The organism is Robertmurraya siralis, from assembly GCF_005502275.1.
Classification (GTDB): Bacteria; Bacillota; Bacilli; order Bacillales; family Cytobacillaceae; genus Robertmurraya; species Robertmurraya siralis.
The window spans coordinates 481,116-503,145 of the sequence record NZ_SWLZ01000001.1; the positions used below are offsets into that span (position 1 = coordinate 481,116).

Below are 22,030 nucleotides of genomic sequence, written 5' to 3' on the forward strand. Positions count from 1 at the left end.
GGATGATTAAAAATGAGTTTTTTTAAGAAATTAAAGGAAAAGATTACGAAGCAAACCGATGCGGTAACAGAAAAATTTAAGGATGGCTTAACGAAGACGAGAGACAGTTTTTCAGGCCGTGTCAATGATCTCGTCGCCCGTTATCGCAAAGTGGATGAAGACTTTTTTGAAGAACTTGAAGAGATTTTAATTCAAGCAGATGTTGGCTTTGAAACGGTGATGGAGTTAATTGAAGAATTGAAAATGGAAGTAAAGCGGCAAAATATTCAAGACCCTGCTGAAGTGCAAGGTGTTATTTCTGAAAAGCTTGTTGAAATTTATCAAGGTGGGGAAGATGAGACTTCGCGATTAAACATTCAAGCTGAAGGATTGACGGTTCTTTTATTTGTTGGTGTTAATGGCGTTGGAAAAACAACGACGATTGGAAAGCTTGCTCACAAATTCAAAGTTGAAGGCAAAAAGGTTGTTCTTGCAGCAGGTGACACTTTCCGAGCAGGGGCAATCGAACAGCTTGAGGTATGGGGAGAAAGAGTTGGAGTCGATGTCATAAAACAGGGAGCAGGTTCTGATCCAGCGGCGGTTATGTTTGATGCTGTTCAAGCGGCGAAATCAAGAAATGCTGATATATTAATTTGCGACACAGCAGGACGCCTGCAAAATAAGGTTAATCTAATGAAGGAATTGGAAAAAGTAAAGCGTGTCATTGAAAGAGAGGTACCAAATGCACCGCATGAAGTTCTTTTAGTCCTTGATGCAACGACTGGTCAAAATGCATTAATCCAAGCAAAGACCTTCAAGGAAGCGACAAATGTAAGCGGAATTGTATTGACAAAATTAGATGGTACTGCGAAAGGAGGAATTGTCCTAGCGATTCGTAATGAGCTTGGCATTCCAGTAAAATTCGTGGGTCTCGGTGAAAAAATGGATGATCTGCAGGAATTTGATGCGGAGCAATACGTTTATGGTTTATTTGCAGATTTAGTGGAAAAAGAAGAGATAGAATAATAGTCGGATGCTCGGTATTTGCTGTGCCGGGCATTTTGTTTTGGTTTTAGATTTTCGCAAAAAATCGTTTAATTCCGGAAAAACTGGTAATAATTCCGGAAAAACATGCCGCAATTTCGAAAAAAAAATGCATGATTCCTAAAAAACTCATCATAATTCCGGAAACCTACGTTGACATCCCATATCGATGCGTGTAAACTGTCAATGTAAAGGCTTTTCACTTAACAAGGAGGGATGCGGTGTGCTCGAAAAGACGACGCGAATCAATTATTTATATGATTTTTACCAATCCTTGTTAACACCAAAACAGCAAAGCTATATGTCTCTTTACTATCTTGATGATTTCTCTTTAGGGGAAATTGCTGATGAATACGGTGTGAGTAGACAGGCTGTGTACGATAATATAAAGCGCACAGAAGCGATGCTCGAGGAGTATGAAGAAAAGCTACTTTTATTCGATAAATTCCAAAGACGGAGCAAGCTACTGAATGAAATAAAAGTAGTATTAAATGAAGATGCTCCGTCGAAGCAGGCGTTGCTTGAAGCAGTAGCCGAGCTTGAGAAATTGGATTAGGAGGCGGCAAGATGGCATTTGAAGGATTAGCCGACCGACTGCAAAGTACCATGCAAAAGATCCGTGGTAAAGGGAAAGTCTCTGAAGCGGATGTCAAAGAGATGATGCGTGAGGTTCGCCTTGCTTTATTAGAAGCGGATGTTAACTTCAAAGTTGTTAAGGAATTCGTTAAAAAGGTGAGCGAGCGTGCTGTCGGGCAAGAAGTGTTAAAAAGCTTAACTCCTGGCCAACAGGTTATTAAAGTGGTGAAAGAGGAGCTCACCAATCTTATGGGGGGCGAGGAAAGCAAGATTGCTGTATCGAATCGTCCGCCGACTGTCATCATGATGGTGGGATTACAGGGTGCCGGAAAAACGACAACGACAGGAAAGCTCGCGAATTTACTTCGCAAGAAATATAATCGAACCCCTTTGCTTGTAGCAGCGGATATTTATCGACCTGCAGCAATTAAACAGCTTGAAACCCTTGGCAAACAACTTGATATGCCAGTGTTTTCACTTGGTGATCAGGTGAGTCCTGTTGAAATTGCGAAACAAGCGATTGCGAAAGCGAAGGAAGACCATCATGACTATGTTTTAATTGATACAGCTGGTCGCCTTCATGTCGACGAGGCTTTGATGGGCGAGTTAAAGGAAATTAAAGAGCTCGCAAACCCGAATGAAATTTTCCTTGTTGTTGATGCCATGACTGGTCAGGATGCTGTGAATGTTGCTGCAAGCTTTAACGAACAGCTTGGGTTAACTGGAGTAGTTTTAACAAAGCTTGACGGGGACACACGTGGTGGTGCAGCCCTTTCCATTCGTTCGGTTACGAACACCCCGATTAAATTTATTGGTCTCGGGGAGAAACTGGATGCGTTAGAATCCTTTCATCCGGAAAGAATGGCCTCCCGTATTCTTGGCATGGGAGATGTTTTAACTTTAATTGAAAAAGCGCAGGAAAATGTCGATGAAGAAAAAGCAAGGGAAATGGAGAAAAAGATGCGAACCGCTTCCTTTACTTTAGATGACTTTTTAGAGCAGCTTGGTCAGGTTCGCAATATGGGGCCTCTTGACGAGCTTCTGAAGATGATGCCTGGCGCTAACAAAATTAAAGGTCTTAACAATATGCAAATTGACGAGAAGCAAATTACCCATGTCGAAGCCATCATCCAGTCGATGACGAAAGAGGAAAAAATTCATCCGGAAATCATTACGGCAGGTCGCAGAAAAAGAATTGCAAAAGGAAGCGGAACATCAGTCCCTGAGGTGAACCGTTTATTAAAGCAGTTCGAGGATATGAAAAAGATGATGAAACAAATGACAGGAATGCAGCAAAAAGGGAAGAAAAAAGGAAAGAAAAAAGGTGGATTTAATCTGCCATTCAATCCTTTCCAATAAAATCTTACATTATTTTATGAACTGACAAGAAAAAACACTTTACAAACTATTTAACAATCTGTTATTATTTTATCTTGTGTGAAACTATTCGGAGGTGCTATTAATTATGGCAGTAAAAATTCGTTTAAAACGTATGGGAGCAAAAAAATCTCCTTTTTATCGTATCGTAGTAGCTGATTCACGTTCTCCTCGTGATGGACGTTTCATTGAAACAGTTGGAACTTATAACCCAGTAGCTGAGCCGGCTATTGTAGAAATCAATGAAGAGTTAGCTCTTAAATGGTTACAAGACGGTGCTAAGCCATCTGACACAGTTCGTAACTTATTCTCTAAGCAAGGCATTATGGAAAAATTCCATAACGCTAAGTACAGCAAGTAAGACGTATGAAAGAGCTAATTGAAACAATTGTCAAGCCTCTTGTGGACTTTCCAGAGGATGTTCTAGTGGATGTCGCGGAAGAGTCTGACCGGATTACGTATAAACTAAACGTGAATAAAAGCGATATGGGGAAGGTAATCGGAAAACAAGGGCGAGTTGCTAAAGCTATTCGAACTGTTGTCTATGCCGCAGGAACGACTGGACAGAAGAAAGTCTTTTTAGAAATTGTTGAGTAAAGCTCTAAGTCTACAAGAATAACAGCAAAAAGGAGGGAGAATCCCCTCCTTTTTTTTGTAAGAGCATGTTTGAAAAATTATATATAAACTTTATTAGCAGTAACCTTTCATAATTAAATGAGGGAGGCAGAGAGTATGAATATTCTTCAAAAAATTGTCGTCAAGCAAGTGCTTACAGAGAAAAGCAGAGCGGAGCTTCATCAGAAGTACGAAGAAAGTTTGCTTCAGTTAAAAAAAGAGTGTGAACAGCTTCGATTTGAGTTAAAAAAACTAGAGAAGACGAAAAAATATCCATTAGGAAATTTAACAAAACAATTTGAGAAGGAACTGCATACTCGCCAAGAAAAAATGAAGCTTCTCGATTTTCAAATAGAACAATTACATATGCTACCTTTAGGTAGTGAATTGCAAGAAAAGGAAATTCAAGGGATCATAGAGGTTAAAATTGGAGACACTTGGGAGGACATTGCTACGAGCAAAACGATTGTCATTAAAGACGGCGTCGTTGCGGAAATTCGTTAGAGGTGATAACTGTTGGAAAAATGGTTTAATGTCGGTAAAATTGTAAATACTCATGGAATTAAAGGTGAAGTTCGTGTTATTTCAAAAACAGATTTCGCTGAAGAGCGATATGCTCCTGGCAATCAATTATATTTATTTATGCCGGATTCAAAGGAGCCAGTGAAATTAATTGTGGGTACACATCGAGTTCATAAAAATTTTGATTTATTAACTTTTAAGGGTTATGAAAATGTGAACGAAGTGGAACCGATGAAAGGCGGCATTTTAAAAATCCATGAAAATCAACTAACAGAATTGGAAGAGGATGAATTTTATTTTCATGAAATTATCGGCTGCCTCGTATTTACGACAAGAGGAGAAGAGGTTGGAAAGGTGAGAGAAATCTTAACTCCTGGGGCAAATGATGTTTGGGTCGTCAAAGGGAAAAGTGGTAAAGATATATTGATTCCATATATTGAACAGGTTGTAAAAAAGGTAGACGTAAAAGAACAAATAATTCTAATCGAACCGATGGAAGGTTTACTATCATGATGAAAATTGATGTCCTTTCCTTGTTTCCAGAAATGTTCCCAGGAGTATTTGGTAGCTCGATATTAAAAAAAGCTGCTGAACAGAAGGCCGTTTCCTATCAGGTTGTCAATTTTCGTACATTTGCCGATAACAAACATCAAACGGTTGACGATTATCCGTATGGTGGCGGTGCTGGCATGGTGTTGAAACCACAGCCTATTTTTGACGCTGTAACCCATTTAAAAGAGCAGGCTGAGAGTGATAAGCCAAGGGTTATCCTTCTTTGTCCACAAGGTAAAACCTATAATCAAAAAATGGCAGAAGAATTGGCGCAAGAAAAGCATCTAATTTTTATTTGTGGGCATTATGAAGGCTATGATGAAAGAATACGAGAACATGTCATTACTGACGAAATATCGATCGGTGATTACGTATTAACTGGTGGCGAGCTGGGGGCTATGGTGATTATTGATAGCGTTGTCCGGCTGCTCCCGAAAGTTCTTGGAAATGAAGAATCACATATGAGAGATTCTTTTAGCACCGGCTTGCTAGAGCATCCACACTATACAAGGCCTGCCGACTTTCGTGGAATGAAGGTCCCTGACGTACTTATCTCCGGGAATCATCGCCTAATCGATGAATGGAGAGCAAAAGAATCGTTAAGAAGAACGTACGAACGGAGGCCTGATCTTCTGGAAAAAGTTGAACTAACAGATGAACAAAAAAAATGGCTTCATGAAATAGAAAGCCTTAAAAAATAAGCTTGAAGTTGCTTAAACGTTATGGTATGATACTTCTTGTGACTTAGATGTGCAAGTCTTTGTCTTATAACGATGTTCCGCTGCAATTAATGAGCTACAGTGATGCATGAGCATCTGTTGGAAGGAGTTGAAAACGATGCAAAAATTAATCGAAGAAATCACAAAAGAACAACTTCGCACTGATCTTCCTACTTTCCGTCCTGGTGACACTGTACGTGTACACGTTAAAGTTGTCGAGGGAACTCGTGAGCGTATTCAGTTATTTGAAGGTGTTGTGATTAAGCGTCGTGGTGGTGGAATTAGCGAAACTTTCACAGTTCGTAAAATCTCTTACGGTGTAGGCGTTGAGCGTACATTCCCAGTACACACACCAAAAATTGCGAAGCTTGAAGTTATCCGTCGCGGTAAAGTTCGCCGTGCTAAACTTTACTACCTACGTAACCTACGTGGTAAAAAAGCTCGTATTAAAGAAATCCGATAATACCAAAAGTGTAGAGTACTTTAGCTTGAAGCTAAACAAAAAAAGCAGAAGAATTGAAATTGATTCGGCTGCCTAACAATGGAAGGAGCTTGTTTATGTAAAGATCTATTAAGGATTTTTACTTGCAGGCTCCTTTGTTGTTAGGAGGCATGTTTTTGACAATCTTTTCTGCTTTTTCTACTATTACATAATAGCATGTTTAGAAATAACAAATCCTAAGCTCTGAAGGCTTGATTAAAGTAGAGCTCGTTTTACTGATAAAAAACTTTGCGAAATTGAGCGATAGCAAAGGCAGCGTAAGCAATCGTTTCTGTTGGCGCTCTGGCTTATTTTGTTTGATTTCATTGGCTATCATAGTTTACTCTAATAATATGGGATTTGTAATTTTAGTGTATTTTAAGAATGGTGGGGATTGAGAAAGTGGCTAAGAAAAAAAATGAACTATGGGAATGGATAAAAGCACTTCTTATTGCTGTCGTGCTAGCAGCTTTTATACGCTATTTTTTATTCGCCCCTATCGTAGTAGATGGTTTATCGATGATGCCGACATTACATGATCAGGATCGAATGATTGTGAATAAATTCAGCTATAAGATTGGCAAACCAGAAAGGTTTGACATCATTGTTTTTCATGCACCAGAGGAAAAGGACTACATAAAGAGAGTAATCGGTCTCCCGGGAGATAGGATTGAATATCGAAATGACACGCTATATGTCAACGGAGAAGCATATGAAGAACCGTATCTCGATGATTTTAAAAATCAAGTCATTGATGGGCCTCTGACAGAGCCATTTACACTTGAAGAAGTTACAGGCCAAGAGGTTGTTCCTGAGGGACATTTATTTGTGATGGGAGATAATCGTCGCTATAGCAAAGATAGTCGTCATATCGGGACAATTCCGATGGAAAAAGTTTTAGGTAATACAAGTATGATATATTGGCCATTAGATGATATTCGAATTGTAAAATAGGAAAACTAAAAATCGTATGGAACAAATAAATATGCCGTTCAGGGAGGAGGTGCTGCGATGACGATACAGTGGTTTCCAGGACATATGGCGAAAGCGCGCCGGCAGGTGACAGAGAAGCTAAAGCTGGTTGATATTATTTTTGAACTAGTTGACGCGAGGATACCCCATTCCTCTCGAAATCCGATGATAGATGAAATCATTCAACATAAACCAAGGCTGGTTCTATTAAATAAAGCTGATATGGCTGATAAAGAAGTAACGAAGGAATGGATTCATTTTTTTGATGCACAGGGAATAAAGGCTTTGGCAATTAATTCTCAGGCTGGTACAGGAATGAAGGAGATTGTTTCCGCTTCTAAATGGATCCTGACAGAAAAATTTGCTCGAATGCAGGCAAAAGGCGTTAAACCGAGGGCAATAAGAGCAATGATTGTTGGTATTCCAAATGTTGGAAAATCAACATTGATCAATCGCTTGGCAAAGAAGAATATTGCCAAAACGGGTAATACTCCTGGTGTGACCAAAGCGCAGCAATGGATTAAAGTGGGAAAAGAACTCGAATTATTAGATACTCCTGGGATTTTGTGGCCGAAATTTGAGGATCAGGAAGTAGGATCAAAGCTTGCACTTACTGGAGCAATAAAAGATACGATTTTAAATCTCCAAGATGTTAGCATCTATGGTTTGCGCTTCTTGGAGAAAGAATATCCACAGCGTTTAAAAGAGCGTTATCAGCTACAACATATTCCAGAAGAAATTGTAACGCTTTTTAATGAAATCGGTAAAAGAAGGGGAGCGCTTATGAGCGGTGGCGAAGTCGATTATGACAAAGTGGCAGAGCTTGTCATTCGCGATATTCGTTCAGAACAGTTGGGACCACTCTCATTCGAAAAACCGCAATATGGGGAATAAATGACTATTAAAAGCAGCCGAGTCCACTATTCTATGTGAAAGTAGGACCATAGTGAAACTAAAAACTGTAAAAAGTAAAGACCTTCTTTAGCAAATTGAAGGTCTTTATTTTTTTCTGACCAAACCGATACATATGATAAGAACGTGTTAAGAAAAGGGGTATTTAACCTTGACGATTTATACAATTAAAGAGATTGAAGAAAAACTAGCAAAAATAAATGATGAGAATGATCCCTTTCTCGAAGAAATAAAGCCCGATGCTCGAAAAGGAGTGCAACGTTTACTCGAAAAGTACGGACGGCAATTACAACAAAAAAAGCAGGCGCTGGAAAAATTCTCTCACATGTCTCGCATTGAACGAAACCTTTATAAGCAAGGATATAAGTTAATCGCAGGAATTGATGAAGTGGGGCGGGGCCCGCTTGCAGGTCCCGTCGTTGCCTCATCTGTAATCCTACCGGAGGATTTTCAACTATTAGGTCTTGATGATTCAAAAAAGTTGACTGAAGCAAAACGTGAAGAGTTCTATGCGTATATACAAGAACATGCACTTGCTGTTGGAGTCGGAATTATTCAGCCAGAAGAAATCGATCAAGTAAATATTTATGAAGCAACTAAAAAGGCGATGTTATCTGCGATCGCGGCAATGCCTTTTGCACCAGAGTATTTGTTAATAGATGCGATGAAACTGGATACGCCATATCCGTCACAAGCGATTATAAAAGGTGATGCGAACAGTATTTCCATCGCTGCCGCCTCCATAATAGCAAAGGTGATGAGAGATGCGATAATGAAGCAATTGCATAGCGAATACCCTTTCTACCAATTTGAACGAAATATGGGCTACGGAACGAAAGAACATCTCGTAGCTCTAGAAAAACATGGAATGACCCCATATCATCGAAAGAGCTTTGAACCGATTAAAAGTATGATGAAATGAGAGGATTAAGAAGATGATTTCAAATTTTATTCAGTCCTTGCAAAAACAGCAGAATGTACGTGTGCAAACAAATACTTTTCAACCAGGACAAATTATTTATGGACGAATTGGCAAGCTGTTTCCTAATCAGACAGCTGAAGTGCAAGTCGGTAGCCAAAAAATGATTGCAAAACTCGAAGTTCCTTTATCATCTGGCGGAAAATACTGGTTTCAAATCCATTCGAATGATGGCCGTATCCATTTAAAGGTATTGCCAATTGATGATTCAGGCGGACACGATCAACATCCGATAATTAGCCTGTTAAAGCAGTTGGGCCTATCTGAGACGAATGAACATAAAGAGCTCATCCAGTTGTTGTTGAAAGAGAAGCTACCTATTACAAAAGAGCTAGCTCAAGCAGCGGTGCGGTTGCTGCAAGAGCATGAAAGAGAGCCAGCTAGACTTGAGGTATTAAAGGAAATGATGTCGCGGCAGCTGCCGCTTACAAAAGAGGTTTTTAACAGTGTGCTTGCAACAGTAAAAAATGAACCAATGCATCAATTGATGGACGTGTTACGGGCCAATTTAAGTTCTTCTGCACAAATAACAAAAGATGGGCAGCAACTGCTCCGTTTGCTTGAGGAAATGGTACAGACGGGGAGGGAGAAAGTGGCGGAAAGAGCAACCGCCCATTTATTTAAAGAGTGGTTTAATAGTTCAGGAATAACTTCTTCTAGAACTGCCTTCTCTCTATTGCAAAAACTTTCTATAGTTGATAACAGAGAAGAAAGAGAACTGCTTATACTTGCTGCCAACAAACTAATCGATAAAGCTGGTGTAACTTCTATAGGGAATAACGAAAGAAGCCGAATAGAGGATGCGCTTCGCCAAAATCAAACGGGACTGACAGCTATACTTGTTAAGTCCGCTCTTGCTAGAGAAATGGATAACGGCATGCTTACTCTGAAACAAATCGTATCTTTATTTTCTTCCGATGGCAAGTTTCCGCAAACGATGCCATTTTTTCAGCAATTATTGGATAATCCTACTAATATACCAGAAAAAGTTCCATTTCAATTTGCCAAAGAGGAAATGATGATGGTACAAAAAATCGCCAATGATGCGCATGAAGAACTGATCAAGCTTGATTCAGGTAAAAATGTTGCGGACATGCTTCGTTCACTAATAGGAAAGATAGGCTTTGATTATGAGTCGAAATACGCGCTCTCTATGTTTGATAAAACGGGCGATGTGCAAAAGCTTGACGTCCTCAAAGCTCTTCTTCTCCGTTTCGTGAATGGGGAGCAGTCTGGAACAGCTAAGGGAGAAGCAGAACAGCTTTTGTACAAAATCACAGGTGTTCAGCTTTCATCGCAGGAAGTGTCTCCTCTTAACCATTATGTAATGCAAGTTCCTCTTTCCTTTTGGGAAAAGAAAACGGATTTGACGGTGCAATGGAGTGGGCGAAAAAAAGAAAATGGTGAAATTGATCCGGCATTTTGCCGAGTGCTTTTTTATTTAGAGTTAGACCATCTCAATGAGTTAATCGTCGATATGCAAATTCAAAATCGGATCATGAATATGACTATTATCAATGATACTGAAAAAATAAAGGTTAGCGCTGAACCATTTATCGACAGCTTGAAGGAAAACCTCCATCACTTAGGATTTACTTTAACAAGTATTTCCTTTCGCCAAACTGTAGAAGACGTCCCAAGGATAAAGAAGAAAGAGCAGCAATACCAATCTAGTTCTTATAGTGGAGTTGATATTAGAATATGAAAAATGAGGAACTGGAGCGGAGAAAAGAAGCGATAGCCTTAGGCTACGACAGTGGAGCAAAGGATGCGCCGAGGGTAATTGCAAAAGGGAAAGGGCTCATTGCTGAGAATATATTAGAACAAGCAGCAAAGCATGAAGTTCCTATTCAGGAAGATGCTGCTCTAGTGGAACTATTGAGCAAACTTAATATAAATGAGACAATTCCGGAAGAGCTCTATCAAGCAGTGGCAGAGGTGTTTGCATTTATTTATAAAACAAACCGAGAGGCAGGGGCAGGGAAAAAGGAGAGTTCTTCTATAGCCAAAAAACAAAAATAATCATGGAGTGATTGTGATTTCAGATTTTATTGATTAGAAAGAAAATTATTATTTTTGGCATAATGGTAGACAACTTATTTTTAGTCTTATAAAATGAAAGCGCAGTCTAATTTTAGGAAGTAAGATTGGTCAGTAAAAGGTTGGTAATAGTCGTAACGATACCAAAGTTTTTTAAATCCTTTTACAACAATAAGGAGGATGGGAAATGAATATTCACGAGTACCAAGGTAAGGAAATCCTCAAAAGCTTTGGGGTATCCGTTCCTAACGGAAAAGTGGCTTTCACCGTGGAAGAAGCTGTTCGTGCAGCGAAGGAACTAGGAACGCAAGTTTGTGTTGTTAAGGCACAAATTCATGCTGGGGGACGTGGAAAAGCAGGCGGTGTAAAGGTTGCTAAGAACTTAGATGAAGTTCGTACATATGCTAGCGAAATTCTCGGCAAGACTCTTGTCACACATCAAACGGGTCCAGAGGGAAAAGAAGTAAAACGTTTATTGATTGAAGAAGGCTGCGATATTAAAAAGGAGTACTATGTTGGTCTAGTATTGGATCGTGCCACTTCTCGTGTTGTTCTAATGGCTTCTGAAGAAGGCGGAACAGAAATTGAGGAAGTTGCAGAGAAAACTCCGGAAAAGATCTTTAAAGAAGAGATTGACCCTGTTGTAGGTTTACAACCATTCCAAGCAAGACGAATTGCTTTTAATATCAATATTCCTAAGGAATTGGTGAATAAAGCCGTCAAATTTATGTTGGGTCTTTATCAAGCATATATTGAAAAAGACTGCTCCATTGCTGAAATTAACCCTCTTGTCGTTACAGGGGACGGAAATGTTATGGCATTGGATGCGAAATTAAACTTTGATTCAAACGCCCTTTATCGAAGAAAGGATGTTTTAGCATACCGTGATTTAGAAGAAGAAGACCCGAAGGAAATTGAAGCATCTAAATATGATTTAAGCTATATTTCACTCGATGGCAATATCGGATGTATGGTTAATGGTGCTGGGCTTGCAATGGCAACGATGGACATCGTGAAGCATTACGGCGGTGAACCGGCCAATTTCCTAGATGTTGGTGGCGGTGCTACAGCGGAGAAAGTAACAGAGGCATTTAAGATCATCCTTTCTGATCAAAACGTAAAAGGCATTTTTGTTAATATTTTTGGCGGCATTATGAAATGTGATGTGATCGCAACTGGAGTTGTTGAGGCAGCGAAGCAGGTTGGACTCAGCGTTCCATTAGTAGTTCGTTTAGAAGGGACTAATGTGGAAATTGGCAAGAAGATTCTCGCTGAATCCGATATTGAAATTATTTCCGCTGACTCAATGGCAGATGGTGCACAGAAGATTGTTAATTTAGTAGGATAATATCTTCAACACGATTAATTTAATCGTTTTATTTGTAATGTGCTAAAAATGTACGGTGGGTAATGACGAATTACCCATGTTGTTAGTCGGATATCAGAAAGGAGATAAATCTCGTGAGCGTATTTATTAATAAAGATACAAAAGTTATTGTGCAAGGGATCACAGGCTCTACTGCCCTTTTTCATACAAAACAAATGCTGGAGTACGGAACAAAAATTGTGGGGGGAACCTCACCTGGCAAAGGCGGTCAAGAGGTAGAGGGCGTGCCCGTATTTAATACGGTTAAGGAAGCGGTGGATGCAACTGGCGCTACTGCTTCAGTTATTTATGTACCTGCGCCGTTTGCAGCTGACGCCATCCTTGAGGCGGTGGATGCAGAGCTTGAGCTTGCGATTTGTATCACTGAACATATTCCTGTACTAGATATGGTTAAAGTGAAACGTTATATGGAAGGTAAGAAAACCCGTCTCGTTGGGCCAAACTGCCCGGGTGTAATTACGGCTGACGAATGCAAAATTGGAATAATGCCTGGTTATATTCATAAGAAAGGTCATGTGGGAGTTGTTTCGCGTTCCGGAACACTAACTTATGAAGCTGTGCATCAATTAACAGAAGCTGGTATCGGTCAAACGACAGCAGTGGGAATCGGTGGAGATCCAGTCAATGGCACGAATTTTATTGATGTTTTAAAAGCATTCAATGAAGATCCTGAAACGTATGCAGTCATTATGATTGGTGAGATCGGTGGTACTGCTGAAGAAGAGGCAGCTGAATGGGTGAAGGCCAATATGACAAAACCGGTAGTAGGATTTATCGGTGGTCGTACAGCTCCTCCCGGAAAGCGCATGGGCCACGCAGGAGCAATCATTTCAGGTGGTAAAGGAACCGCTGATGAAAAAATCCGCGTTATGAATGAGTGTGGAATTGCCGTAGCAGATACTCCTTCAGTTATGGGCGAAACATTAATTAAAGTTTTAAAAGAACAAGGGCTTTATGAAAAATGTAAAACACATTAATTAAATGCACAAAGCTAGTCCTTTCTGCAGGAAGGGGCTAGCTTTGAATAGAAATTTGTTAAACCAAATTGTTGATTAAGCGATTTTTCTCATTTCGTGTGAAACTTTGGTTGCCACGTTGTTCAGTTATGCAAAAAAGGTCTGTGATGTGAGAAATAAGTTTTCTTCATCGCTTCATGGAATCAGAGAGAGCCAAAAATCAACACAACATCCAATAAAGCTTTGCATAATAAAAAGAGGAGTGATAATATGGATGAATTTAAACGAAGGCTTGTTTCCTTACACCACTGTAAAGGAATTGGCTGGAAGACGATTTATCAATTGCTAAAACATGATCCAGATCTGTCCACCCTTTTTGAAAAGAAGAAATTCCCTTCCTTTCTCCCTCAATTACAAAAAAAACTCCTTGAAAACTTTCACTCTCATTATATTTATGAACAAATCCGCCAATACGAATTAAATCAAATCCATATGATCACCCTTTTTGATGATGAGTATCCGGATATATTGCGGGAGACTTATGAGCCTCCATGGGTACTGTATGGGAAAGGAAGAATCGACTTGTTGCAGCGGCAGCTAAAGCTCGCTGTTGTCGGTTCAAGAAATGCTACTGAATATGGAAGAAAAGCAATTGAAGCGATCTTCCCAACTTTGATTGAGGATGGGGTCGTCATTGTTAGTGGTTTAGCAATTGGAATTGATACCATTGCCCACGAGACATCAATGCGGCTTGGAGGTACGACGATTGCAGTTATCGCAGGAGGGTTATTCCATATCTATCCTAAGACAAATAAAGAATTAGCAATAGAAATGATGAGGAATCAGCTTGTATTATCCGAATATCCGCCACATTCGCTCCCTTTAAGGTGGCAATTCCCGCTGAGAAATCGTATTATTAGTGGGATGAGCAATGGAACCTTTATTGTGGAAGCAAAGCAAAAAAGCGGTTCGCTCATTACAGCAAATTTAGCTGTAAATGAGGGAAGAGAAGTGTTTGCACTCCCAGGAAATATATTCAGCACTACATCCACTGGAACAAATGAACTTATTCAGCAGGGCGCAAAACTTGTATTTAGCGGAAAAGATATATTAGAAGAGCTTAATTATTAGCAAGCTTTTTTCGAGTAAGCTTTGTTAAATAGAATTGTTGATAAAATGATTTTTGGCTTATTGGATGTGAAACCAAAGTTTCACATGCCTTTCAGTTATACTGAAAGGTTTCATGGAATCAGAAAGAAAATGAGCCCAAAATCAACACCGACATATAACAAAGCCTTTGAGCAAACTATGCTGCTACAATGTTGAACACCTTTTTAGAAAATGAACAAAAAATAAATTTTTCGAAAAAAGGTTGAAATTATCTTAAAACTGGTATACATTTTGCATCAGGTATTACATATTTTTTTGTTTTGTATTTGCATGGATAAAATATACTATTCTTGACAATTGATATTTATCTGTTTAATAATAGTGAATATTTAAAATTTAAATGAAGCGACTTTATGTATGATTTCGATGGGAAATGCTGATAAATATGGGATGAATGATAAATGTATGGATAAAAGGACAAACTTCCCATTGAAAAATTATTTTAAATCTTATAATCCCTCTTAAGGAGGACAATTGATGTCTGATTTTCTTGTAATCGTTGAGTCGCCGGCAAAGGCGAAAACGATTGAGAAGTATTTAGGAAAAAAATATAAAGTAAAGGCCTCTATGGGGCATATTCGTGATTTGCCAAAGAGCCAAACAGGTGTTGATGTTGAGCATAATTACGAGCCGAAATATATAACTATACGTGGCAAAGGACCTGTTTTAAAAGAGTTAAAGACTGCTGCTAAAAGAGCGAAGAAAGTTTTTCTAGCGGCTGACCCGGATCGTGAAGGGGAAGCAATTGCTTGGCATCTTGCCCATAGTCTAGATATGGACATTCATTCAGACTGTCGCGTTGTTTTTAATGAAATAACGAAAGACGCGATTAAAGAGTCGTTTAAACATCCGCGTCCAATCAATATGAATCTAGTCGATGCACAGCAGGCGCGCAGAATTCTTGATCGTCTCGTTGGTTATAATATTAGCCCTCTTCTTTGGAAAAAGGTAAAAAAGGGGTTAAGTGCTGGGAGAGTCCAATCGGTAGCGGTGCGACTTATTATGGACAGAGAGAAAGAAATAAAAGATTTTGTGCCAGAGGAGTATTGGTCAATTGATGCCCAGTTTTTAAAAGGAAAGGATACCTTCGATGCTTCTTTTTACGGAGTTAGCAAAGAAAAGGTAGAGCTGAAATCTAAAGAAGAGGTTGACGCAATTTTAGAACAAGTAAAAGGAAACAAGTTTACTGTAACTTCAGTTACGAAAAAGGAAAGAAAAAGGAATCCTGCTGCTCCTTTTACAACATCATCATTACAGCAAGAGGCTGCTCGCAAATTGAATTTCCGTGCGAAAAAGACGATGATGCTTGCCCAGCAATTATATGAAGGGATCGATTTGGGCAAAGAAGGGACAGTTGGTTTAATCACGTATATGAGAACGGATTCAACACGGGTTTCAGAGCTCGCTCAAAATGAGGCGGCTGAATTTATTCAATCCGCTTATGGAAGCTCCTTTTTACAAACAGAAAAGCGGAAAGAAAAGAAAAATTCTAATACCCAAGATGCCCATGAGGCGATTCGCCCAACGAGTACACTTCGTGAACCGAGCACGATGAAGGAGTACTTGTCCCGTGATCAGTTAAGGCTGTACCGTTTAATTTGGGAGCGTTTTGTAGCAAGTCAAATGGCTCCTGCAATTATGGACACAATGAGTGTTGATTTGAAAAATGGTGATGTGCTGTTTCGAGCAACAGGCTCAAAAATCAAGTTCCCCGGTTTTATGAAGGTATATGTTGAAGGTACAGACGATCAAACAGAAGAGAATAAGAATAATATGCTCCCTGACCTTAAAGAGGGGGATGAAGTGCTGAAAAAGGATATTGAACCGAAGCAGCATTTTACTCAGCCCCCTCCGCGTTATACTGAAGCGCGTCTAGTTAGAACTTTAGAGGAGCTTGGGATAGGACGGCCATCCACCTTTGCACCTACACTGGACACCATACAAAAAAGAGGGTATGTTGCCCTCGATAATAAGCGTTTCGTGCCAACAGAACTGGGAGAAATCGTCCTGCAATTAATTATGGAGTTTTTTCCGGAAATTCTTGATGTTGAGTTCACTGCGAAAATGGAGCAGGATCTTGATTATGTTGAAGAAGGTAAAACAAGATGGGTCGAAATCATCGATGACTTCTATAAAGGCTTTGAGAAGCAATTAAAGAAGGCTGAGAAAGAAATGGCTGAAGTCGAAATTAAAGATGAGCCCGCTGGAGAAGACTGCACAGAGTGCGGCAGTCCAATGGTATTTAAGATGGGGCGCTATGGAAAATTTATGGCATGCAGCAATTTCCCAGATTGCCGTAATACAAAGCCAATTGTTAAAGAGATTGGTGTTAAATGCCCAAAATGTCATGAAGGAAATATCATAGAAAGAAAAAGTAAAAAACGACGTATTTTTTATGGCTGTGATCGTTTTCCAGAATGTGATTTTATATCTTGGGATAAACCGCTCCCTCGGAGCTGTCCAAAATGTGAAAGCCTCTTAGTTGAAAAAAAGCTTAAAAAAGGAATTCAGGTCCAATGTGTGAATTGCGACTACAAGGAAGAGCCACAAAGTTAAAGGGTGAGCAGCTTGCTCACTCTTTTAAGTGCGTAAATATGCCTAGTTTTGCAAAAAAAACTTTCGGAAAGTACTTGAAACTTTATTATTTATCAAACGTATTATAAAATGCAGGAGGAATCACAAAATAAAGAAAAGCAAGAATGTTGTTTAGAATTACGAAGGATAATTCAGAACTTTGTGAAAAATTTGTAAATTATCTTGCGTACGGAAATTTAGTATGGTAATATTGAATAGCTATGCCCTGTGAGGTGAATAAAGTTGGGTAAAGACGAAGTGGTCACAAGGCTGTTTTTACAATACTTGCAAGTTGAAAAGAACTATTCCCAGTACACGATCGAGTATTATCATGGGGATCTATTAGACTTTAGATTGTTCATGTCTGAACAATCTATAACGGAGTTCGAGCAGGTCGAGTATTCGGATGTTCGGTTATTTCTGACAAAATTATTCAATCAAAAATTATCAAGAAAGTCTGTTGCTAGAAAGATTTCAAGCCTGCGGAGTTTCTATAAATTCTTGCTAAGAGAAAAGTTAGCTTCCCAAAATCCATTTGCAGGGGTTTCGATCCCAAAAGTTGACAAAAGGCTCCCGAATTTCTTTTACGAAGAGGAATTGGCAATCCTTTTTCAAGCTTGTGACATTAGCGATCCAATTGGTCAGAGAAATCGAGCAATACTGGAGTTACTTTACGCAACCGGAATAAGGGTAAGTGAATGCTGTAGTATTCACTTGCAGGACATAGATATGGAACTGTCCACGCTGCTGGTACATGGAAAAGGGAGAAAGGATCGTTACGTTCCTTTTGGCAGTTTTGCAGAAGTGGCCTTGGAGCGCTACATAACAGAGGGACGTAAAGCGATTATGCAGCAAAATAAACAGTCACATGATGTTTTACTTGTTAACTTTCGCGGTGGACCGCTAACGACTCGAGGGTTGAGAACGGTTTTAAATAAAATTGTTGAGCAATCATCATTAAACTCGAAAATACACCCTCATAAGTTGAGACATTCATTTGCAACCCATCTATTAAATAATGGGGCAGATATGAGGACGGTTCAGGAATTACTTGGTCATGAGAATTTATCATCAACGCAAATCTATACACATGTGACAAAGGATTATTTGAAAAAGACGTATATGGAGCATCATCCGAGGGCATGAAACACCCAAATAGGAGGAATCTGTATGAATCAATTTCATGCGACCACGATTTTCGCAGTACAACATAAAGGCAAGTGTGCGATGGCGGGAGATGGTCAAGTTACATTCGGCAATGCAGTTGTAATGAAGCACACAGCAAGGAAAGTTAGAAAGTTGTTTAATGGCAAAGTGTTAGCGGGATTTGCCGGCTCGGTTGCTGACGCCTTTACCCTTTTCGAGATGTTTGAAAGCAAGCTAGAAGAATATAATGGAAATCTTCAAAGAGCAGCTGTTGAGCTTGCGAAGCAGTGGAGGAGCGATAAAGTATTACGGAGATTAGAAGCAATGCTGATTGTGATGAATGAGGAAAGCATTCTGCTAGTATCTGGGACCGGAGAGGTGATTGAACCGGATGATGGAGTCTTAGCCATTGGTTCAGGAGGGAATTACGCATTATCCGCTGGAAGATCCCTTAAGCGCTACGCTGGTGAACATTTAACTGCCAGGGAGATTGCTCAAGCTGCCCTCCAAATCGCTGCTGAGATATGTGTTTATACGAACGAAAATATAATTGTTGAAGAGCTAGGAGGAATGTAGACGTGTCAAAAGAAAAAAACTTAACTCCACGGCAAATTGTAGAACGTTTGGATCAATACATAGTCGGTCAAAAAGATGCTAAAAAAGCTGTCGCTGTCGCTTTAAGAAACCGCTATCGCCGCAGTTTGCTCGATGAAAAACTACGGGATGAAATCAACCCGAAAAATATTTTAATGATTGGACCAACAGGGGTTGGTAAGACGGAAATCGCTAGGCGAATGGCAAAGCTCGTTTCGGCACCCTTTGTCAAGGTGGAAGCAACGAAGTTTACTGAGGTTGGCTACGTAGGCCGTGATGTTGAATCGATGGTCAGGGATTTAGTTGAAACGTCTGTCAGACTTGTGAAAGAAGAAAAAATGTTAAGCGTTAAAGAGCGGGCTGAAGAAAATGCGAATAGAAGACTTGTCGATTTACTAGTGCCATCAGCGAAAAAGTCTAGCAACTATAAAAATCCGCTTGAAATGTTATTTGGTGGAGGCTCGTCTGAACAAGAGCCGGAACCAAATCCAACAGAGGAAACAAACATTCAGGAAAAAAGAAAAATTGTTAGAGAAAAATTAGCAATGGGTGATTTAGAAAACGAAATCGTAACGGTGGAGGTCGAAGAACAACAACCTTCAATGTTTGATATGCTCCAAGGCTCTGGCATGGAGCAAATGGGCATGAATATGCAAGATGCTTTAAGTGGTCTGATGCCTAAAAAACGAAAAAAGCGTAAACTTACTGTGAAAGAGGCAAGAAAGGTTTTAACGAATGAAGAAGCTCAAAAGTTAATTGATATGGATGAGGTTACACAAGAGGCTGTACTTAGAGCAGAGCAATCAGGGATTATTTTTATTGATGAAATTGATAAGATTGCTAGTAAGAATCAAGGTGGTTCTTCAGCAGATGTCTCTCGTGAAGGTGTACAGCGTGACATCCTCCCTGTTGTTGAGGGTTCTACTGTAGTAACCAAATACGGTTCAGTTAAAACGGACCATATTTTATTCATGGCTGCTGGAGCATTCCATATTGCCAAACCATCTGATTTGATTCCTGAGCTTCAAGGGCGCTTTCCAATTCGTGTTGAATTAACGAAATTAACGGTTGATGATTTCTTTAAAATTTTAATTGAGCCAGATAACGCCTTGATTAAACAATATGAAGCATTGTTAGAAACGGAAGGTATACAAATTGAATTTTCTGACGATGCTATTCGTAAGATAGCGGAAGTAGCATTTGAAGTGAATCAAAATACGGACAATATTGGAGCGAGAAGACTTCACACCATTCTTGAAAAGTTACTGGAGGATCTATCATTTGAGGCTCCAGACATAACAATGGAAAAAGTTACAATTACACCGCAATATGTCGAAGAAAAGTTAGGCGCTATTTCCAAAAATAAAGATTTAAGTCAATTTATTTTATAGGAGCTTCTTTATAAACAGTGGCTCCAGAATGGGTTCAAATTGCCCCTAGTTTAAGTTTCAACATATTTTGTAATTGATCTTAAAAAATAATAAAATAATCGAAGCAACAAGGGTTGTAAGGAAATAGGAGGAAGAATAATGGATTTATTAACAAAAACAAGAAAAATTAACGCTTTATTACAAAAAGCTGCAGGTAAGCCTGTTAACTTCAAGGAAATGTCAGAAACTTTAAGCGAAGTGATTGAAGCGAATATCTTCATCGTTAGCAGACGAGGAAAATTGCTAGGCTTTGCAGTTAATCAAAAAATTGAAAACGATCGTATGATTAAAATGCTTGAGGATCGTCAGTTCCCAGAAGAATATACAAACAATCTGTTCAATATTAAAGAAACCTCGTCAAATCTTGATATTGATAGTGAGTACACTGCTTTCCCAGTTGAGAATAAAGAATTATTTCAAAATGGTTTGACGACAATTGTGCCGATTATTGGCGGTGGAGAAAGACTGGGAACATTAATTTTAGCTAGATTACAGGAGCAATTCCATGATGACGATCTTATTCTAGGGGAATACGGAGCAACAGTTGTAGGAATGGAAATTCTTCGTGAAAAAGCGGAAGAAATTGAAGAAGAAGCTCGCAGTAAAGCGGTTGTGCAAATGGCGATCAGCTCACTTTCATATAGTGAACTGGAAGCAATTGAACATATATTTGAAGAACTAAACGGGCAAGAAGGTTTGTTAGTTGCTTCTAAAATTGCTGACCGCGTTGGAATCACTCGTTCAGTAATTGTCAATGCGCTTCGCAAACTTGAAAGTGCTGGAGTAATTGAATCTCGTTCACTAGGAATGAAGGGAACGTATATTAAAGTGTTAAATGACAAGTTCCTCGTTGAGCTTGATAAGCTTAGAGCAAATTAATTAAGTACAGAAGCTGCATCAAAAAATCTTTTTTTGTTTCGGAGTGTAGACAAACTCGAGAATTTTCGAGTTTGTCTACACTCTTTTTCTTTAATCGATTGCTTTCCGGAAAACAGGTACATGGAGCGGAAATGCCCGGATTTGGAAATGTTAAATGTTTTAAAAGGCCTCTTCATACTTTTATTCCTGACCGTGGTTTTGGAATGAATATAGTCAAAAGCTTGCCTCTTTTTAATACAATTCATTCAGAAAGCTAATGTTTGTAAAGCACATGTAAAAATTAAGTCCGGAAATTAAAATTGTGGAGCAGTTGAACAATGCTACTTATTAATGAATTTAGTCACGGAAAAATTGTATTTTTTGGAAATGAATACGTTTACATTTTTATGCATAATTAATAAATATATTAACACAACGATTTGTTGAAGATTTTATGCGAAAAAAGTCGATTTTTGTTAAAAAAACTCCCACTTTTTGTAGCAAATGTGTCATAATCAAGGATAATGATAATGATTCTAAAGTATCAGCTTTTTACGATTTAAATAATATAGTCCCAATGCAAAATGAATGAAAACAGGTCCTATATCCCATTTTTTTTAACGATTATTGCATAGACATATTATTTCTTATTCATTACAATTAAGTATGTATTACATTATTCTTCTAAATATTACAATCTTCAACAAAATCCCTTAACACGGATTAAGTATAATAATGGTGGTGAGAAAAATTGAAGCTGTTTTCAAATACGATTTCAACACTAGAGAGTGCTTTAAACTATTCTTCTACAAAGCAAAAGGTAATTGCTCAAAATATCTCAAATGCTGACACTCCTAATTATAAAGCTAAAGAAGCTAGCTTTAAATCTGCGTTAAATGATGCACAAAATGCTTCAATGACAGCAAAGCGGACGGATATCAGACATTTTAATTTTCATGGAGAAGATTCGTCAAACGTAATGATTAGAACTAATAATCGTACTTCGTATAACAATAATGGTAATAACGTGGATGTTGATAAGGAAATGGCAGATTTAGCTACAAATCAAATCTATTACAATGCATTAACAGAAAGAATTAGCGGAAAGTTTCAGACTTTGCAATCGGTAATAAAAGGAGGTAAGTAA

23 protein-coding genes are annotated in these 22,030 nt (G+C 38.9%); all 23 read left to right on the forward strand.

The genetic code is table 11. The features are described 5' to 3' along the window. Positions 1-12 precede the first annotated feature (12 nt). The 23 genes from ftsY to flgB all read left to right on the forward strand — a co-directional run bounded on the left by ftsY (position 13) and on the right by flgB (position 22,030). Positions 13-1,005: a signal recognition particle-docking protein FtsY gene (gene ftsY, locus FCJ93_RS02260; protein ID WP_095308004.1), complete on the forward strand. Its 993-nt coding sequence runs from the start codon at positions 13-15 to the stop codon at positions 1,003-1,005. A gap of 241 nt (positions 1,006-1,246) precedes the next feature. Beyond that, positions 1,247-1,579 carry a putative DNA-binding protein gene (locus FCJ93_RS02265; protein WP_095308006.1) on the forward strand — a complete coding sequence of 111 codons (333 nt, stop codon included), beginning with the start codon at positions 1,247-1,249 and terminating at the stop codon, positions 1,577-1,579. Positions 1,580-1,590: 11 nt separating this feature from the next. Further along, positions 1,591-2,958, forward strand: coding sequence for a signal recognition particle protein (ffh, locus tag FCJ93_RS02270; protein ID WP_095308008.1), 1,368 nt, complete (start codon positions 1,591-1,593; stop codon positions 2,956-2,958). A gap of 106 nt (positions 2,959-3,064) precedes the next feature. Further along, complete coding sequence (gene rpsP / locus FCJ93_RS02275; protein WP_095308009.1) at positions 3,065-3,337, forward strand: 30S ribosomal protein S16; 273 nt, start codon at positions 3,065-3,067, stop codon at positions 3,335-3,337. Positions 3,338-3,342: 5 nt separating this feature from the next. Continuing rightward, positions 3,343-3,573: a KH domain-containing protein gene (locus FCJ93_RS02280; protein WP_095308011.1), complete on the forward strand. Its 231-nt coding sequence runs from the start codon at positions 3,343-3,345 to the stop codon at positions 3,571-3,573. A gap of 135 nt (positions 3,574-3,708) precedes the next feature. Next, positions 3,709-4,095 carry a YlqD family protein gene (locus tag FCJ93_RS02285; protein ID WP_095308013.1) on the forward strand — a complete coding sequence of 129 codons (387 nt, stop codon included), beginning with the start codon at positions 3,709-3,711 and terminating at the stop codon, positions 4,093-4,095. Positions 4,096-4,107: 12 nt separating this feature from the next. Continuing rightward, positions 4,108-4,626: a ribosome maturation factor RimM gene (gene rimM, locus FCJ93_RS02290; RefSeq protein WP_137742825.1), complete on the forward strand. Its 519-nt coding sequence runs from the start codon at positions 4,108-4,110 to the stop codon at positions 4,624-4,626. Further along, complete coding sequence (gene trmD, locus FCJ93_RS02295) at positions 4,626-5,366, forward strand: tRNA (guanosine(37)-N1)-methyltransferase TrmD (RefSeq protein WP_170211193.1); 741 nt, start codon at positions 4,626-4,628, stop codon at positions 5,364-5,366. The genes rimM and trmD overlap by 1 nt, the downstream gene beginning before the upstream one ends. A 136-nt stretch (positions 5,367-5,502) precedes the next feature. Then, positions 5,503-5,847 carry a 50S ribosomal protein L19 gene (rplS, locus tag FCJ93_RS02300; protein WP_095308019.1) on the forward strand — a complete coding sequence of 115 codons (345 nt, stop codon included), beginning with the start codon at positions 5,503-5,505 and terminating at the stop codon, positions 5,845-5,847. Positions 5,848-6,267: 420 nt separating this feature from the next. Next, positions 6,268-6,819, forward strand: coding sequence for a signal peptidase I (gene lepB / locus FCJ93_RS02305; protein WP_095308022.1), 552 nt, complete (start codon positions 6,268-6,270; stop codon positions 6,817-6,819). Between the two features lie 57 nt (positions 6,820-6,876). Beyond that, positions 6,877-7,731, forward strand: a complete 855-nt coding sequence (ylqF, locus tag FCJ93_RS02310) for a ribosome biogenesis GTPase YlqF (protein WP_137742827.1) — start codon at positions 6,877-6,879, stop codon at positions 7,729-7,731. A 169-nt stretch (positions 7,732-7,900) separates the two neighbouring features. After that, on the forward strand, positions 7,901-8,671 hold the full coding sequence (locus FCJ93_RS02315; RefSeq protein ID WP_137742828.1) for a ribonuclease HII: 771 nt from the start codon (positions 7,901-7,903) through the stop codon (positions 8,669-8,671). Positions 8,672-8,684: 13 nt separating this feature from the next. After that, complete coding sequence (locus FCJ93_RS02320) at positions 8,685-10,433, forward strand: hypothetical protein (RefSeq protein ID WP_137742829.1); 1,749 nt, start codon at positions 8,685-8,687, stop codon at positions 10,431-10,433. Next, positions 10,430-10,750: an EscU/YscU/HrcU family type III secretion system export apparatus switch protein gene (locus tag FCJ93_RS02325; protein ID WP_095308030.1), complete on the forward strand. Its 321-nt coding sequence runs from the start codon at positions 10,430-10,432 to the stop codon at positions 10,748-10,750. Before FCJ93_RS02320 ends, FCJ93_RS02325 begins: the two co-directional genes overlap by 4 nt. A gap of 205 nt (positions 10,751-10,955) precedes the next feature. After that, positions 10,956-12,116, forward strand: coding sequence for an ADP-forming succinate--CoA ligase subunit beta (gene sucC, locus FCJ93_RS02330; RefSeq protein ID WP_095308032.1), 1,161 nt, complete (start codon positions 10,956-10,958; stop codon positions 12,114-12,116). Positions 12,117-12,229: 113 nt separating this feature from the next. After that, positions 12,230-13,132 carry a succinate--CoA ligase subunit alpha gene (sucD, locus tag FCJ93_RS02335; protein ID WP_095308034.1) on the forward strand — a complete coding sequence of 301 codons (903 nt, stop codon included), beginning with the start codon at positions 12,230-12,232 and terminating at the stop codon, positions 13,130-13,132. A gap of 249 nt (positions 13,133-13,381) precedes the next feature. Next, positions 13,382-14,242, forward strand: coding sequence for a DNA-processing protein DprA (gene dprA, locus FCJ93_RS02340; protein ID WP_137742830.1), 861 nt, complete (start codon positions 13,382-13,384; stop codon positions 14,240-14,242). A gap of 516 nt (positions 14,243-14,758) precedes the next feature. Next, positions 14,759-16,837 carry a type I DNA topoisomerase gene (gene topA, locus FCJ93_RS02345; protein ID WP_137742831.1) on the forward strand — a complete coding sequence of 693 codons (2,079 nt, stop codon included), beginning with the start codon at positions 14,759-14,761 and terminating at the stop codon, positions 16,835-16,837. A 261-nt stretch (positions 16,838-17,098) separates the two neighbouring features. After that, the gene (gene xerC, locus FCJ93_RS02350) at positions 17,099-18,001 is read left to right on the forward strand and encodes a tyrosine recombinase XerC (protein ID WP_095308040.1); all 903 of its coding nucleotides are present in this window, start codon (positions 17,099-17,101) and stop codon (positions 17,999-18,001) included. A gap of 24 nt (positions 18,002-18,025) precedes the next feature. Then, positions 18,026-18,577, forward strand: coding sequence for an ATP-dependent protease subunit HslV (hslV, locus tag FCJ93_RS02355; protein ID WP_095308042.1), 552 nt, complete (start codon positions 18,026-18,028; stop codon positions 18,575-18,577). A 2-nt stretch (positions 18,578-18,579) separates the two neighbouring features. After that, on the forward strand, positions 18,580-19,986 hold the full coding sequence (gene hslU / locus FCJ93_RS02360) for an HslU--HslV peptidase ATPase subunit (protein WP_095308044.1): 1,407 nt from the start codon (positions 18,580-18,582) through the stop codon (positions 19,984-19,986). Positions 19,987-20,124: 138 nt separating this feature from the next. Next, positions 20,125-20,904 (forward strand): GTP-sensing pleiotropic transcriptional regulator CodY, encoded by a 780-nt coding sequence (gene codY / locus FCJ93_RS02365; RefSeq protein WP_095308046.1) that lies wholly within the window; start codon positions 20,125-20,127, stop codon positions 20,902-20,904. Between the two features lie 730 nt (positions 20,905-21,634). Beyond that, positions 21,635-22,030 (forward strand): flagellar basal body rod protein FlgB, encoded by a 396-nt coding sequence (gene flgB, locus FCJ93_RS02370; protein ID WP_137742832.1) that lies wholly within the window; start codon positions 21,635-21,637, stop codon positions 22,028-22,030.